Raw genomic sequence first — 14,968 nt, 5'->3', positions numbered from 1 at the left:
TGGCAGCCCCCGATCACGTTGTGGTCGCGGATCAGATCGTTCGCGGCCTTGTGGTGGAGGTTGAGGCGTTGCCGCTGGATCTTCGCGTGGGTCTGCGATCTCGCGGGCAGCACCCTCTTCAGACACGCAACAGGTCCAGTCCGGTGGCAAGGTTGGCAAGGTGATACAGGTGAACAGTGCAGATCCGTGCGGTGAGTCGAGGTCAGACCGGTCCGGCGAAACCATTCCCCACCCCGCCCCGGCAGGGCGTCACCTGGCCAGGTCCTGATGGTCGCCCAGCAGCAGGTTTCCGCGTGGCGCCCGCAGGTGCCGGGAGTCGTGGAGGTCTTCCACGCCCATTTCACCGAGCACACCTACCCGATGCACGTGCACGACGTGTGGACCCTGCTGATCGTGGACGACGGCGCCGTCCGCTATGACCTGAACCGTCACGAGCGCGGCACCCCGCACGACACTGTCTCCCTGCTCCCGCCGCACGTCCCGCACAACGGCTCACCCACCACCGCGCGAGGATTCCGCAAACGCGTGCTCTACCTGGACCTGTCCCAGCTGGACGAGAGCTACATCGGTCCCGCGGTGGACGGCCCGGACCTGGCCGACCCGCTCCTGCGCCGCCGTGTCGGACAGTTGCACGCCGCACTGGCCCACCGCGGCGACGAGTTGGAGGCCGAGAGCCGGCTCGCCCTGATCGGCGAGCACCTGCGCAGCCACCTGCGGCCCCGGCTCGCCGACCCTCCCCGCCAGCCGGCCCGGGGGGTGGCTCACACCTTGCGGGAACTCCTCGACGACCGGCTGCGGCAAGGGGTGACCCTGGACGAGGCCGCCGGGCTGCTGCACGCCCATCCCACGCACCTGGTGCGGGCGTTCGGTGCCGCGTTCGGCATCGCCCCGCACCAGTACGTGATGGCCCGCCGGGTCGAGCACGCGCGCCGGCTGCTGCTCGACGGCCGGCCGCCGACCGCCGTGGCCGCCGAGACCGGCTTCTACGACCAGTCGCATCTGACCCGGCACTTCAAGCGGATCCTGGGCGTCACGCCGGGACGCTACGCCCGCGCGGACCGCACCCGCGGCAACTGACCACGGGCGACGCCGCGGGCGCATGCTGAAGTACGCCACACCACGTCACGCCAGGCACCGTGCGACGGCCCGCCCGGGCCGCGTTCTTTCGTGTCGTCCGCGGCGCGGCATCCACCACCGGATCGGCGCTCATCGCGGTGCCGGTGGGTGGTTGCGGAAGTGCGGAGGGGCGAGCGGATCGGAGGCGCCCGTCACTCCGTGACCGCTCGTCCGGCAGCCGATGTAGCGGCGAGCGTCCAGGCAGCCACACCCCACAGCGAGAGCGCGCACATCAGGCCCACCACCAGACGAACCGTCGCATCCGACCCGTGCGCGCACCACACGGCGCCGCCCGCCGCCCCGGCCGCGACCAACAGGGCCGCCGGCACGCGCAACCGCGGCTGCTCGAACACCGCCACCAGCGGCAGGAAATGGAGCCCCACGACCACCGCGACCAGCGGACCCACCAGCACCGGCACCCCGATGCGCAGACACCCCACGACAACGGCGGCGATCAGCAGCCACTGGACGACGTTGACCTGCCGGAAGCGACGCCGGCGGTCCGCGGGGAAGGAGCCCCCATCCGTCGCGGGAAGCAACCACCGGGCGGTGAGCAGCAGCCCCACCGGCACCAGACAACCGCCCACGATCAAGACCAGCCGCACGACACCGTCGAACGCACTGGTACCCAACACCCACCAGCCGAGGCCGAAACACGCAAGAAAACCCACCCCCGATTTGGACATGCCGGCACCCTATAGCGCACCTCCGTCACGGACGAGGGGTGCGGCGTCCAAAGGCTCCGCGAACGCCACCGCCCCGGCTACCCGGAGGGCGTCCGACGGACGGTCGAGGAGTTGGGCAGGGGGGATGCCGGGTCCGTACGTGCGGGCGAGCAGGCGCAATCGGGCGAGCCGGACGGGTCGGCGATGTCCCAGTCGATGATGCCGGTGACTTGGTGCGGTGCGGTGCGGTGCGGCCAGCGGGTAGTGGGCGGCTCGGCCCTTGAAGCGGGACCTTGGCGAAGGCACCCGTGATCCGTGATGCGTGACGCGTGACCCGTGGCGAGTCACGAGTCACGGGTCACGCGTCACGGGCCGTGAACCGACTCACCTTGCGTCGTCAGTCACCGCACCGGTCACGCCGCGGATCTCCGCGAGGATGGTGCGGGCCCAGTCGGCGGGGGATCGGGTGCCTAGGAGCGCGGCCAGGTCGGCGGTATGGGCTGCGCGTTGGGCGGCGGGCATGGTCAGCGCCCGGTACAGCGTGTCGACGAGGTCCTGGGGGGAGTGGGGGTCGGTGAGGAGGGCCGCGGAGGCGAGTTGTTCGGCGGCGCCGGTGTGACAGGACAGGACGAGGACGCCTGGCCGGCCGGTGGCGGCCCGGGCGGTGACGTATTCCTTGGCGGCGAGGTTCATGCCGTCTGCCACGGAGGTCACCCAGAACACGTCAGCCGCCAGGTACTGGTCGACCACCTGGGGGAACGGCAGCGCGTACGGGAGGTAGTCGACCGGCTCCCAACTTTCGGTGTGCCAGCGGTTGTTGACGGTGGCAACGGCCGTTTCGAGGGCGGTTCGGGTGGCGTCGTAGGCGCGGATGCCCGGTTCGGGGGGCGGGCACACCAGGCGGAAGCGCAACCGCTCCCGTAACTGCGGTTCCCGTGCCAGGAGTGCGTCGATGGCACGGACCTTGTGGACGGGTGCCTTGGCGTAATCCAGGCGCTCAACGGACAGGACCAGCAGGGGAGGCGCACCGGCGGTGCGGTCCGCCGCACGGGCGCGGGTTCGATCCCGGTCCCGGGCCAGGGCGGAGACGGTCTCGTGGTCGATGCCCAACGGGTGGACGCCGGTGCGCGGGGCGTGGCGCGGTCCCCCGAGCAGTTGTTGGAAGTTGTGGGCGAAGGCGGTGGTGTGGAAGCCCGCCCAGTCCAGTCCGGCGAGGGACCGGCGCAACTGCTCGGCGTCCGGGAGGCGTCGGAAGACGTCCGGGGACGGAAAAGGGGTGTGGTGGAACAGGCCGATGCGCAGGTCCGGCCGTTGCGCTTTGAGGATGCCGGGGACGAGCCAGAGGTTGTAGTCGTGCAGCCACACCGTCGCGCCGCGCTCGGCGTGCGCGCCGATGTGGTGGGCGAAGGCGGCATTGACCGCTTCGTAGTGGGACCAATGGGACGGCGAACGGCGGATGAGGTGGGGTTGGGACATCAGCGCCGGCCACAGCGTTTCCTTGCAGGCACCGTGGAAGTAGCCGGCCCACCGTTCGGACGTCACGGGAAGCAGGGCGAGCGGAAGTCCCGTGGTGGGCGCGGTGGGGCGGGCCGCGGGCTCTTCCTCCACGAGGGCGGCGGCCCACGTCGCGTCCAGGTCGGTGGTGTCGTCGCCGAGGACGGAGGTCAGCGTGGGCAGGATCCCGTTCGGGCTCACGGGCTGGCGCCACTGCCCCCGCGACCAGTGCACCGGCGGGCGGTGGTAGCCGATGACCACCGGTGTGGTGCGCCGCACCCAGCCCAGGCGTTCCAGGGCGTCCAGGATCGCCGCCGCGCCGTCCAGCGCGGGTCGGTGGACCAGATCGCTGTCGGGCACCTGCGCCGGGAGCGCGGGTTCGGCGTTGCCCATGATCACGCCGTGCGCGCCGAGGCGGAAGAGCGACAGGTCGTTGAGCGAGTCACCGGCCACCAGCAGACCGGAGACCGGCCACTGCACCTTGTCCGCCAGTCGCTGCACGGCCTGGCCCTTGCCGGCGTGGGGCGGCAGCACGTCGAAGTAGCGTCCGGCGGAGTACGACCAGGAGCAGCCCAACCGTTCCACCGCCCCGGTGATCTCGGCGGACAGGTGCTCGGGGGCCAGGAAGAAGGAGCAGCGGCCGTCCTGCGGCACTCCGTCCTGGTGGACGAGTTCGGGGAAGCGGCGGAGGGCCGCCCGGACGCGTTCCGCGCCGGGCCACCCGGCGCGGAGTTCCGCTTCCAGCACGTCGACGTGGGTCATTCCGGAGGCATCGATGATGCTGGCGCCGACGTCCGCGATGATCCAGCGTGGGGCGGGGAGCAGCGGGTCGCGGGCGAGGCGGGTCCGGACCGAGGGCAGGCCGCGGCCGGTGGCGAAGACGACGGTGATCTCCGGGTGCCGGTCCAGGGCCCGGCGCAGTCGCTGCCGCGCGGCCCGGTCGCCGCCGAGCAGCGTGCCGTCCAGATCGGTCACCAGGACCCGCACGTCCTGGCTGGGTGGTTGTGCCATCACCGTGTCGTCCCACGCTCGTTCGGGCATCTCGCTCCTTCGCCGCCGGTGCACTGCAACTGAGCCGTCTGACGTGCCGTCGGTTCAGGCCGGGAGGCGGGCGAGCCAGGTCCGTAGCCCGGCGGAGTCCAGCGCGGCGCTGGACCCGGGACCGGTGACCGCGGCCGCACCGCAGACCACACCCGCGGCCAGGCAGGCGTCGAGCGATCCGCCCGCCAGCCGCTCGTGCAGGAAGCCCACGTTGAAACAGTCACCGGCTCCGGTGGTGTCCACCACCGGTACCGGCAGCGCCGCCCGTTCGGCACGCCGACCGCCCTCGGCGGCGACCGCACCGTCGCCGCCCCGCTTGATGACCGCAACGGGCACCACGTCGGCCAGGACCTCCAGCGCCTCCACCACGCTGTTCGCCCCGGTGATCCGCAATGCCTCGACTTCATTGGGCGCGAACACCTGCACCTGGGAGAGCGCCTTGGCCACGTCGGGCATCCCGAGGTGGCCGGGATAGTCCTGACAGTCCATGAACACCTCGGCCCCGTGCCGGGCAGCCACATCGAGCGCAGCCGACACCTCCGGCCCGAACTGGAGGTACGGCAACATCACCACGGCGGGACGGTGGGTTTCGATCAGCTCTTCCAGCGGGCGCACGGCGATCGGGTCCTCGTACGCGATCATCGCCCGGTCCCGGGGGCCGGACAGCGCGACCGTCACATTCCGTACGGGCTGCGCATGATGCCGGAACCCGGCTTCGGCCATGCCTTCGGCGCGCGCCGCGGTGAGGACCTCACGGCTGAAGACATCGGAGCCGAAGTCGGCCGCCCACACCACGTCGCGGCCCAGTCGTCGCAGACCCATCGCCAGGGTGAACGCGCCGCCGGGCACCATGCCCAGTCCGCCGGCCCACACCTCGGAGCCGAACGCGACCGGTCCGGCCAGCTCCCGGAACACCAGGTCCACCGAATATGCCCCGACGACCAGCACCGAAGACCCAGTCCGGCGTGCAGTCAGATCACCCCGCGCGCCCCGCGGGTCCGCCAGTGGCGTGTCGTGTCGGGGCGCCTGCGGAACGCCCTGCGCGTGAGCCATGCGGGGAACTGTAAGCGGACGCCCGGTGCGGGAGTTCACCAATGCAACGGCAATGTCCGAAAGTCGTCGTCGACGACGGCAGATCCGGGTGTTTTTGCGGGTGGCACCCGGGGAGGCGATCTTCCGTCACGGAAACACTCCATGCAGGGAGGGGCAGACCCGCGACCGCCAACCAGAGGATGACCGCCAAGGTCGAGCGGGTCGAGGGCGCCGCCAGGAAGGCCCTCCACCGGTGATGTCGGCGCGCAGTCCCGCGCCCGGGAGCGGTCCCGTGCGCAGGGATCGGGGCGGTGGCCCAGATGCTCTTCCAGGCCACCGCCTCGTGCGGCCACCGCCCCGCGCAGACATCGCTCCATGCGGACGCAGCCCCGCGCGGACACCGCTCCATGCAGACACTGCCCCGTGCAGACATCACTTCGCGCAGCACGCTGGCCGATCCGAGGCGGTGGCCCCAGGACAGTGCCGAGGTGAGGGGAGCCCCATAGCCGTGACCCGCAACTACCGCCGGCCAACCGCGTGATGCAGGCACCGACCCACCTCTATGACGGCGAACCGGTCGGCGCCGCCGGGGCCTTGTCGGCGAGTGCGATGTGATCACGTCGCCCGGCGGCGGGCCCAGCCTCACGGCCTCTCATCGAGCCGCACGTGACGGTCACGGTGCTCCGTGCGTGACGGTCACGGTGCTCCGTGCGCGGGGGCCGAGGTGTCTGCGGGGACGGGGGCCAGTCGATAGGCATCGCCGTCGGCGATCACGCGGCCGGCGGTGGGCGGAGGGAAGTGGGTGCCCAGGAGGAGGGTTTCGCGGTCGGCGAGAGTGGAGAGCAGCGATCGGCGGGTGGCTTGGGCCTGGCCGGGGTCGATGTCGACGCAGCTGCCGAGCGCAGGGTGGGCGAGTTGGACGGGGTGGTGGAGGCAGTCGCCGGTGATCAGCGCGGTGGCGCCACGGCTGCTGACCTCGACGGCGAGGTGGCCCGGGGTGTGTCCGGGGGTCGGGACCAGCCGCAGGCCGGGGGCGATGTCGGCCCCCTGGGAGGGCACGTCCACGAGGTCGAGCAGCCCGGCGTCCTCGATCGGGTGCACCGAGTCGCGGAACATCTGCCGACGCGGCTCGTCCATGGTGTACCCGGCCCAGAACTCCCGCTCGATCCGGGAGACCGCATAACGGGCGTGAGGGAAGGTGGGGACCCAGGCGCCCTCGCGTGCCTGGGTGTTCCAGCCGACGTGGTCGGCGTGGAGGTGGGTCAGGATCACCAGGTCGACGCGGTCCGGGGCGAAGCCCGCGGCCGTGAGGCGCCGGAGGTAGTCGGTCCGTAGGTCGTGCCAGGCAGGGTTCGCCCGGGTCTTTCCGTTGCCGATCCCGGTGTCGACCAGTACGCGCAAGCCACCGACGGAGAGCGCGAAGCTCTGACTGGCGAGGCGCAGCACGCCAGCCGGGTCCGCGAAGTCGGGTCGCAGCCAGTCGTGTTGGTCGATCACGTCCGGGGTGGCGCCGGGCAGCAGCCAGGGTCCGGTCTCCGGCGGCAGGCGGACCTCGTCGATGCGGTGGACGGTGAGGTCACCCACGGTCCAGGAGGGAGTGGCGGCAGGGTCGGTTGCCTGGGTGGCTGAGGTGGACATCGGCATCGGTGATCGTTCCTTCGTCCGGCGCGGTGGTCGGGGGCGGCAGGGCTGGTGGGGGCGGGGCGCCCACCAGGACACTAAAAGCAATCTGTTTGCGTTAAGTCGACTGTAGGGGCTATCGTCGTCTAACGCAAACAATTAGCGTTTGGATGTGGATGGGGTGCCGGTGCCCCACCACCGGCACCGATCAGGAGACGACGCCCATGCCTATGCCTTTTCCCGTCACCGCACTCACTCCGCAGGAGGCGGCCCACTGGGCCGCACGCTCCGGACTCCCCCTGCCGGCCGACCGCCACGCCGCCGTGGCGGCCACCGCCCAGCACATCCAGTCCGTCGTAGCGGTCCTGCGCGAACTGGACTTCGGGGACACCCCGCCCGCCGCCGCGTACCGCGTGGGGGAGGAGAAGTCCGATGCAGCCGTATGAGCTTTCCGTGGCCGCCGCGGCCGACGAGCTGCGCGCCCGGCGACTGTCGCCCGTCGAGCTGGTGGACTCGGTGCTCGACCGCATCGCGCAGGTCGAGCCGCACCTGCGCGCCTACGTGTCGGTCACCGCGGAACGGGCCCGCCGGTCCGCCCGCGCGGCCTCTCGCGAAACCGCCGACGGTCACTTCCGCGGGCCGCTGCACGGCATCCCGATGGGCCTGAAGGACCTGATCGATGCCGCCGGCGTGGCGACCACGGCCAGTTCCCGGGTCCGCGCCGGCCACCTCGCGGACGCCGACAGCACGGTCGCCGCCCGCCTGGCGGCGGCCGGTGCGGTGCTCGTCGGCAAGACCCACACCCACGAGTTCGCCTACGGACTGACCACCCCACAGACCCGTAACGCCTGGGACGGGGGACGGGTCGCCGGCGGCTCCAGCGGCGGATCGGCCGTCGCGGTGGCCGCGGGAGCCGCCGGCTTCGCCCTGGGGACCGACACCGGTGGATCGATCCGGGTACCGGCCGCACTGAACGGAGTCGTCGGCCTGAAGCCCACGTACGGCCTCGTCCCCCGGCACGGCGTCACCTCACTGTCCTGGTCGCTGGACCACGTCGGCCCCCTCACCCGCACCGTCGAGGACGCCGCCCTGGTCCTGTCCGCCTTGGTCGGCCACGACCCGCGCGACCCCGGCTCCCTGGCCGCCCACCCCACGGACCACCGACCGCCACGCGGAACCGACCTCACGGGGCTGCGCGTCGGCGTCCCCGGCAACTACTACTTCGACCGGGTCACCCCGGACGTCGAGGCCGCGGTCCGGCACGCCATCGACCGGCTCGCGGACCTCGGCGCACGGCTCGTCGAGGTCGAGATCCCCATGACGCGCTACATCCAGGCAACGCAGTGGGGCCTGATGGTCCCCGAGGCCACCGCCTCTCACGAGCGCACCCTGCGCACGGTCCCCGACCGCTACACGGACGACGTCCGGATCCTCCTGGAAGCCGGCGAACTACTGCCCGCCGGGGACTACCTACGCGCCCAGCGTGCCCGGACGCTGATGCGCCAGGCATGGCGGCCGCTGCTCGACGAGGTGGACGTGATCGCCGCCCCGACCGTCCCCACGGTCGCCGTACCAGCCGGCGAGGAGACGATCACCTGGCCCGACGGCACGGTGGAGAGCGTCTCCGACGCCTATGTGCGCCTCTCCGCGCCCGCCAACATCACCGGAGTGCCGTCGCTGACCGTCCCGGTGGGCCACGACCGGGCAGGCATGCCGATCGGCATGCAGCTTCTCGGGCGGCCCCTCGGGGAGCCCGTGCTCCTGCGGGTGGGCCATGCCTACGAGCAGTCCGCGCCCGCCCGCGCACTCGCACCGGTGGCCTGAGGTCGAGTGCCTGCCACTCCCGGTAGAAGCAACGGCTTTGCGTTAAGGCTTTAGGATGGTGTCATGAGTCCCAGGCCGATGGCGCGTCCCGGCGGGCGCAGCGCCCGCGTCCAGGAAGCTGTGCACACCGCCGTGCGCGAGCTGGAGTCCGAGGTGGGCCGCGACGCCTTGACGGTGCCGCTGGTCGCGGCCCGCGCCGGTGTCACCCCGTCGACGATCTACCGCCGCTGGGGCGATCTGCGGGAATTGCTGTCCGATGTGGCCGTCGAGCGCCTGCGCCCGGAGGCGCCGCCGGAGAACCACGGCGATCTGACCACCGATCTGACCACCTGGGCCGAGCACTTCCTCGACGAGATGACCTCGCCCCCCGGCCGCGCGTACCTCCGTGACGCACTGCTCGGCGACCCGGACGGCACCAACGCCGGTCAGTGCTCGGCCTATGCGGCCGACCAGGTCGACGTCATCCTCGCCCGCGCCTCCGAACGCGGCGAGCGGGCACCCGACGTCGAAACCGTCATCGACCACGTCGTATCGCCCATGATGTACCGCATCCTCTTCCGGCCCAGCCCCCTCGACGCCGCCTACGCCCACGGCCTGGTGGCGGGGCTCCTCGACGGCGCACGACCGGAATCGCCCCTGGTCAACGGGCGGGACGCGGAAGAGGATCCGGCGCGAGGTGCGGGCCGACGCTGACGCGCCGGGCCCCCGAGAGGGGCGGCGGGCCGCCGGCCCGCCGTTCCGCCCCGCCTCCTCCACCGTGTCCAGCGCCAACTGGGCACAGCGGCACGGTGCGTTGGGCACGCACCGTGCCGACGGGCGTGGCGGGATCGACGGCCGTACGACCGCCTGTTCTGACGGGCAGCGGCCCGCCCCTTCAGGACTCGGGTCGGACGTGCGCCCCCAGTCGTACGAGGTCGGTGACCAGGTCCTCGTAGCCGCGCACGAGATGTTCGGTCCCGCCCACCCGAACCTGGCCGGGCACCGTGAGTGCGGCGAGCAGCAGGGCGGCGGTGGCCCGGAGGTCGTGGCCGGCCACGGACTGGTCCGGACGGTTGGGCGGGCTCCCGCCGCGTACCCGGGCCCGGGCATCGGCCACCTCGATGTCCGCCCCGAGCCGCCGGAGTTCCGGCACGTGGGTGAAGCGCCGGCGCCACACCGTTTCCCGGAGGTGCGAGACACCCGGTGCGAGCGTCGCCAGGAGCATGAAGAAGGGCTGACTGTCGCTGTAGATGCCGTGCGAGGCGACCGTGATGTCGACCGGTGCGCTCGGTGGCTCGCCGGTCAGCTCCAGTGTGTCGGCGGTGGGTTGCCAGTCCAGACCCATGTCACCGGCGACGGCGATCTCCGGTGCCAGGCCCGCCGCGAGGCGGTCCGGGGTCAGGCCGGTCAGTCGGATCGTGCTCCTGGTCAGGGCGGCGGCCGTGGCCCAGGTGACCACCGTGATCAGATCGCTGACCAGCACGTGCCCCACGGGACGGCCGTGCCCGCCGTCCGGTCGGCCCTCGATCAGCAGATCGCCCTCGGGCGTGTAGCGCGCGGGGCGGCCGGTGGCGTCGAGCAGCCGCACCAGCTCGGTGACGTCGGGTTTCGGGTAGGGGTGCCGCAGCCGGGTGGTGCCCCGCGCCGAGGCCGCGGTGAGGATCGCCATCTTGGTCGCCCCCGAATACAGCGGACCGGTGCGCAGCGCCCGGTCCGCCGTCCAGTCGCGCAGATCCAACTCGCAGGCGGTCAACCGGTCGGCGCGCACGGTCAGGGAACCGTCCTGGCCGGTGGTGACCTCCGCGCCGAACCGCTGGAGCACCTCGGCGTACTGGTGCACCGGACGCGCACCGGAGCCTTCGTCGCCGATCCGGCAGCCGCCGGCGGCCGGCAGGTGTACCCGGCCGGAGCGGGCCAGGAGGGCGGGCAGCAGGTAGACGGCACCGTGAATGCGGTCGACCAGCTGAGGGTCGAGTGACTGCCCGGTCAGGCCCGAGGAGTCGACCAGCACCGTGCGCCCGTTGCTCCGCACCTGGGCCCCGAGCGCCTGCGCCAGGGCGAGCAGCACCCGGGTCTCCTCGATGGCGGGGCAGTTGTCGATCGTCACCACCGAGCGCCCGGTGAGCGCGCCGGCCAGGACGGTGACGAACGCGTGCTTGAACCCCGGTACACGGATCTCGCCGCCGAGTTCGTGTCCGCCCTGCACCAGCAGCACGGGCGAGGAGTCGGAGGTCACCGCGTGGCCGCCTGCAACTGGTGGAAGAACTGGCTGACCGCGGTGGTGCCGTAGGAGCCGGAGCCGAGGAAGAACTTGAGCGTGCACTTCCACGCCCCCGGGACGCTTTCGTCCGCGGCGACGTCCCCGATGCGGATCTGCGTCTGCACGCCGACCGGCCGGGCCGAGGCGGACGAGGTCATCTTTCCGTCCCGCCAGCGCCAACTGTCGTAGCGCAGGCCGAGGCCGTCCTGTAGCACCGCCAGGACCCCGTCGGCCGTGGTGGGGAACAGGTACGGGATGCCGTCGCGCACCTCCTGGACCGTGGCGTCGGCGCAGCGGGCGCGCACCAGGTCGCCCACCCGACGGTTCCAGGAGGAGGAGGCGTGGGAGGAGAGGAAGAAGGCGACCCGGCGCTGGTCCAGCGAGCTGAAGAAATCGGCGGCGGGGCCGGTGAACCGCCGTGCGGCGTCCGCCTCGGGCGAGCCGGACTCGCGGACCAGGTCCAGGGCCCGGCCGTGGTCGCCGGCGAGGAGCGCCATGCCGATCAGATGGGTTTGCTTGGGGCCCGTGGGCACACCGAAGCGCTGGGTGTCGTAGTAGTTGACGAAGTACAGACTGCGTCGGCCGCGGACGTCGTTGAGCCGCTCGGCCTGTGCCTGGTCGAGATGGCGCACCACGATGTGGAAGCTGTTGCCGTCCAGCTGGCCGACCCCGAGGGGGAGCGGACCATAGCCGTGGTGCCGCAGCAACAGGAAGGGCGGGTGGCCCGGTCGGTGTTCTCCCGCGCCGTGTGCGGTGTTGAACTCCTCGATACGTTGGGATCTCAACCGGACGGTCAGAGCCAGCAGTTGGTCGGTGATCGCGTCCTCGTCCTTGAGCCCCGCGTAGCCGATGTCGCGGGCGTCCAGGCCGTAGAAGCCGGATAACGTCTCGATCGCCTCGAAGGTGGTGTAGCCGCGCTTGCGCAGCCGCACGTAGTGGTAGTGAGTGCCTTCGGCGTCGGGTGCGGTGGTGGGCAGGACCAGGCTCTCCGAGACCAGGAAGTCGGCGGGGAACTTCTTCAGTAACGTCATCGGTTCACCGCCGCCCGCAGAGCAGGGCCGGCTGGTCCGGCCTCCGCACGGGGACAGCGCCAGAACATCGCGTAGCCATTGGGGGCCTCCTCGAACCGGGCGGCGTCGAAGACCGCCCCATGGACGTGCTCGAACGTCTTGCGTGACAGGAAGCGGTCACCGGCGCGGTGCACCAGCCATGCGCCGGTCCGCAGTCGGAAGACCGCCCAGGTCCTGGCCGCGTTCCGCGGGCTGCGGGCCACTCCCACGAGCAGGCGCCGCACCTCGCGTGCGTACAGCCGGAGGCGCGAGGGCGGACGGCCCTCGCAGACGCCGTCGTGGAGCACCACCAGCCCGCCGGGAGCGACGAGGCGCCGGATGTGGGCGAGTGCGGCCGGAAGGTCGTCGAGGTGGTGCAGCGTCGATACGCTCAGGACCAGGTGGTAGACCGGGGATTCGGGTAGTTCGGCGAGGTCACCGACGCGATAGTGGATGTTGTCGCGCGGCCGGGTGGCGCTGGCGATCCGCACCATGGCGGCGGACACATCCACGGCGTCGACCCGTGCGAAGCGCTCCGCGAGGAGCGCCGCGTGGCGTCCCGTCCCGCACCCGAGGTCCAGGGCGCTGCCCCCGTGCCGGGGAAGGCGTTCGGCCAGCCACTCGCCGACCGGATCCCCGGTCAGGTCGTGCAGGCGCTCGTACTCCTCGGCGAATTCATCGAAAGACCTGGCCCGTGGCTTCACGGTCCGACCTCCTTGTTGGCGAGCATGCCGGTGGACGACTGTGCGTTGGCGTGGTCGTCCTCCGCGATGCCGGCCTTGCCCCGTACGATCCGGTCCATCCGGTGGTCGAACCAGGCGGTGAGGTCTTGGGCGTGTTGTGCCACATGGGCCTCGTCCTTGCCCGTCAGTACGGCGCGGAAGACCGCGAAGGAGACGGGTCGGCCGGTGCGCGCGCCGCGTGTCCGGCGTTCGTGTTCGGCCGTGACCACCCCGTCCCGGGAAAGGATCTCCTCGATGTCCGGGGCCTCGTCCACCACTCCGGGTGCCGCGGACAGGCGGAGGAAGCCGAACGCCTCGTCGTCGGGGTGCGCCGCCGCCGGCGGGGCCGGCAGACCGAGGAGCGCCGCCGCCCACTGCGCGTGAAGATCCACTCCGAACTTGCGCCGGACGACCTCGTCGATGCGCCCGCCGGCCACCCGGCCGGCGCACTCGCCGAACACCAGTGACCCGTCGGGCTGCTCGAACGCCTCCAGGTGGAAGACACCGTCGTCGTGCCCGAGAGCGGCCAGGGCGCGGGTGGCCAGTGACCGGCCATGCCGGTAGAGGTCGGGATCTCGTCGGGGGTCGGCGACGACGGAGCCCATCGGCGCGCCGTGGTGGGTGTCGAGCACGTTCCCGAGGTACCGGGACGCCGCGAGCGCCGTCACCACACCTCCACGCACCGCACCGTCCAGATGGATCTCGGGCCCCGGGACGAACTCCTCGACCTGCCAGGGGCCGTCGTCTCCGGGCCGGTACGTCCACGTGCGGGCGTGTGCGGGGGAGCGCAACCGCTCGGCCCCCAGGCTGCCGTGGCCGTTCAGCGCTTTGACGACGACCGGGAAGGCGAAGGGGGCCAAGGGCACTTCGACCGGCGACTCGGCCACGACGGACCGTGCGGTGGGAATGCCGGCCGTGCGGATCAGGTGCTTCTGGAGCGCTTTGTCACGCAGGGCGAGGGCGGTGGCCAGCGGCAGCGCCCTGGTGCCACCCAGTGCGCCCAGTACGGAGGCGGCGACCATCCGGAGCTCCTGGGACGGGGCCACGGCGGCATAGTCGTGCGGCCGGCGGCCCGCCCGCGCGAGTGCCGCGAGGACGGCCTCGGTGTCGGCGGAATCGGCAACGGCAACCGTCCGTTCGACCAGCCCGCTGTTCCGGGCGGCAGCCGCCTGGGACGGCTCCGTCACGCACGTCACGCGGGCGCCCAGGCCGGCCAGCGCCGCCGCGGCGCGTCCCGCGTTCCAGCCCAGGAGCAGCACCCGCCCGGCCTGCGGGTCAGCCCCGGGCGGCGCCATGCCGGGCCTCCAGTGCGGTCTCGTACCCCAGCAGCAGTTCGTCGGTGATGAAGTCCCGCACGTGGTAGTGGAAGGGGGCGCCGATACGGATCCCGTCGATCCGCAGCCGCAGCCGGTCGTCGAACCCGTGGCTGACGTAGGGACGCCACTCGCGCGCCGATTCCGGCACCCCGGGCCAGCCCTGGACGCATGCCTTCATGTGCACGAAATGCGGTGTGCCGGGGCAGGGGCCGGCGGCGATGTCTTCGAGGCCGTTGTCCCGGATGGCCAGCAGGAAGGCGGAGTCGGAGGAGAACGGCACGTGGGGGTCCCCGAAATGCCGTGCGCAGGTCCCGGCCCAGTCCTCCAGATAGCCCGACATGGTGGCGAACAACCGCTCGACCACCGGTCCGCGCCGGAAGTAGCAGAACCCGTTGTGCAGGTCGGGCAGACCGATCCGGTACAGCTCCTTGCGCAGCGGGTTGTGCGCGATCGGCTCCCCTCGGTAGGTGACCGCGGTTCCGCCGACGAGCTCCGCCGCCGCCATCACGTCCCACCAGGGGGAGACGTCGTCGAAGAAGAGGGTGTCGGCGTCCACCGTCACGGTCTCCTCGTAGGGGCTCAGGTCGTACATCCGCACGTAGTTGTCCACCCGCCAGGTCCTGGTGACGCACTCCGGGCGGACGTCCGGGATCGCGATCACGTGGTCGAAGACGTCCAGGTACCGCCTTGGCAGGTGTTGGGATTGCGGCACGATCACGCTCAGCCCGGTGACGGTGGACTGCGTCAGGCGGAGCGACAGCGCGAGGCAGTAGGCCATGCGCAGGTAGTCGGCGCCCTCGTGGTTGAAGGCATGGGTGAGATAGCCGCGCCCGGTGCGGGGTGGGGTCAC

Annotated in this window: 13 protein-coding genes; 4 read left to right on the top strand and 9 right to left on the bottom strand. The window is 71.9% G+C overall.

The features are described from left to right. Nucleotides 1-267 precede the first annotated feature (267 nt). Nucleotides 268-1,077 carry an AraC family transcriptional regulator gene (locus ACFVT2_RS08190; protein WP_390013620.1) on the top strand — a complete coding sequence of 270 codons (810 nt, stop codon included), beginning with the start codon at nucleotides 268-270 and terminating at the stop codon, nucleotides 1,075-1,077. A 191-nt stretch (nucleotides 1,078-1,268) separates the two neighbouring features. On the opposite strand, the gene ACFVT2_RS08185 is transcribed toward ACFVT2_RS08190, so the two are convergent. The 4 genes from ACFVT2_RS08185 to ACFVT2_RS08170 form a co-directional block, all read right to left on the bottom strand. Next, nucleotides 1,269-1,802, bottom strand: a complete 534-nt coding sequence (locus ACFVT2_RS08185; RefSeq protein WP_390013617.1) for a hypothetical protein — start codon at nucleotides 1,800-1,802, stop codon at nucleotides 1,269-1,271. Between the two features lie 363 nt (nucleotides 1,803-2,165). After that, nucleotides 2,166-4,316, bottom strand: a complete 2,151-nt coding sequence (locus tag ACFVT2_RS08180; protein WP_390013614.1) for a trehalose-6-phosphate synthase — start codon at nucleotides 4,314-4,316, stop codon at nucleotides 2,166-2,168. A 54-nt stretch (nucleotides 4,317-4,370) separates the two neighbouring features. Then, the gene (locus ACFVT2_RS08175) at nucleotides 4,371-5,369 is read right to left on the bottom strand and encodes a carbohydrate kinase family protein (protein WP_390013611.1); all 999 of its coding nucleotides are present in this window, start codon (nucleotides 5,367-5,369) and stop codon (nucleotides 4,371-4,373) included. 675 nt (nucleotides 5,370-6,044) lie between these two features. After that, nucleotides 6,045-6,992: an MBL fold metallo-hydrolase gene (locus ACFVT2_RS08170; protein WP_390013609.1), complete on the bottom strand. Its 948-nt coding sequence runs from the start codon at nucleotides 6,990-6,992 to the stop codon at nucleotides 6,045-6,047. Between the two features lie 206 nt (nucleotides 6,993-7,198). On the opposite strand from ACFVT2_RS08170, the gene ACFVT2_RS08165 reads away from it, so the two are divergent. The 3 genes from ACFVT2_RS08165 (at nucleotide 7,199) to ACFVT2_RS08155 (ending at nucleotide 9,485) form a co-directional block, all read left to right on the top strand. Beyond that, nucleotides 7,199-7,414 (top strand): hypothetical protein, encoded by a 216-nt coding sequence (locus ACFVT2_RS08165; RefSeq protein ID WP_390013875.1) that lies wholly within the window; start codon nucleotides 7,199-7,201, stop codon nucleotides 7,412-7,414. Next, nucleotides 7,401-8,792, top strand: a complete 1,392-nt coding sequence (locus tag ACFVT2_RS08160) for an amidase (protein ID WP_390013606.1) — start codon at nucleotides 7,401-7,403, stop codon at nucleotides 8,790-8,792. The genes ACFVT2_RS08165 and ACFVT2_RS08160 overlap by 14 nt, the downstream gene beginning before the upstream one ends. A 63-nt stretch (nucleotides 8,793-8,855) precedes the next feature. Then, nucleotides 8,856-9,485, top strand: coding sequence for a TetR/AcrR family transcriptional regulator (locus tag ACFVT2_RS08155; RefSeq protein ID WP_390013603.1), 630 nt, complete (start codon nucleotides 8,856-8,858; stop codon nucleotides 9,483-9,485). A gap of 181 nt (nucleotides 9,486-9,666) precedes the next feature. On the opposite strand, the gene ACFVT2_RS08150 is transcribed toward ACFVT2_RS08155, so the two are convergent. The 5 genes from ACFVT2_RS08150 to ACFVT2_RS08130 are packed head-to-tail and all read right to left on the bottom strand — an operon-like array spanning nucleotide 9,667 to nucleotide 14,968. Then, a complete protein-coding gene (locus tag ACFVT2_RS08150) occupies nucleotides 9,667-11,007 on the bottom strand; it encodes a hypothetical protein (RefSeq protein ID WP_390013600.1) in 1,341 nt (446 codons plus the stop codon). Continuing rightward, on the bottom strand, nucleotides 11,004-12,062 hold the full coding sequence (gene truD, locus ACFVT2_RS08145) for a tRNA pseudouridine(13) synthase TruD (protein ID WP_390013597.1): 1,059 nt from the start codon (nucleotides 12,060-12,062) through the stop codon (nucleotides 11,004-11,006). The genes ACFVT2_RS08150 and truD overlap by 4 nt, the downstream gene beginning before the upstream one ends. Continuing rightward, a complete protein-coding gene (locus ACFVT2_RS08140) occupies nucleotides 12,059-12,784 on the bottom strand; it encodes a class I SAM-dependent methyltransferase (RefSeq protein ID WP_390013594.1) in 726 nt (241 codons plus the stop codon). Before ACFVT2_RS08140 ends, truD begins: the two co-directional genes overlap by 4 nt. Next, a complete protein-coding gene (locus tag ACFVT2_RS08135) occupies nucleotides 12,781-14,097 on the bottom strand; it encodes an acetyl-CoA carboxylase biotin carboxylase subunit family protein (RefSeq protein WP_390013592.1) in 1,317 nt (438 codons plus the stop codon). The genes ACFVT2_RS08140 and ACFVT2_RS08135 overlap by 4 nt, the downstream gene beginning before the upstream one ends. Next, entirely contained in the window at nucleotides 14,078-14,968 is an 891-nt protein-coding gene (locus ACFVT2_RS08130; RefSeq protein ID WP_390013589.1) for a hypothetical protein, read from the bottom strand. Before ACFVT2_RS08130 ends, ACFVT2_RS08135 begins: the two co-directional genes overlap by 20 nt.

Source organism: Streptomyces sp. NPDC058000 (assembly GCF_042886435.1).
GTDB lineage: Bacteria > Actinomycetota > Actinomycetes > Streptomycetales > Streptomycetaceae > Streptomyces.
Note: the sequence above shows the minus strand (reverse complement) of the source record. Positions and strands in the feature narration are given on the sequence as shown.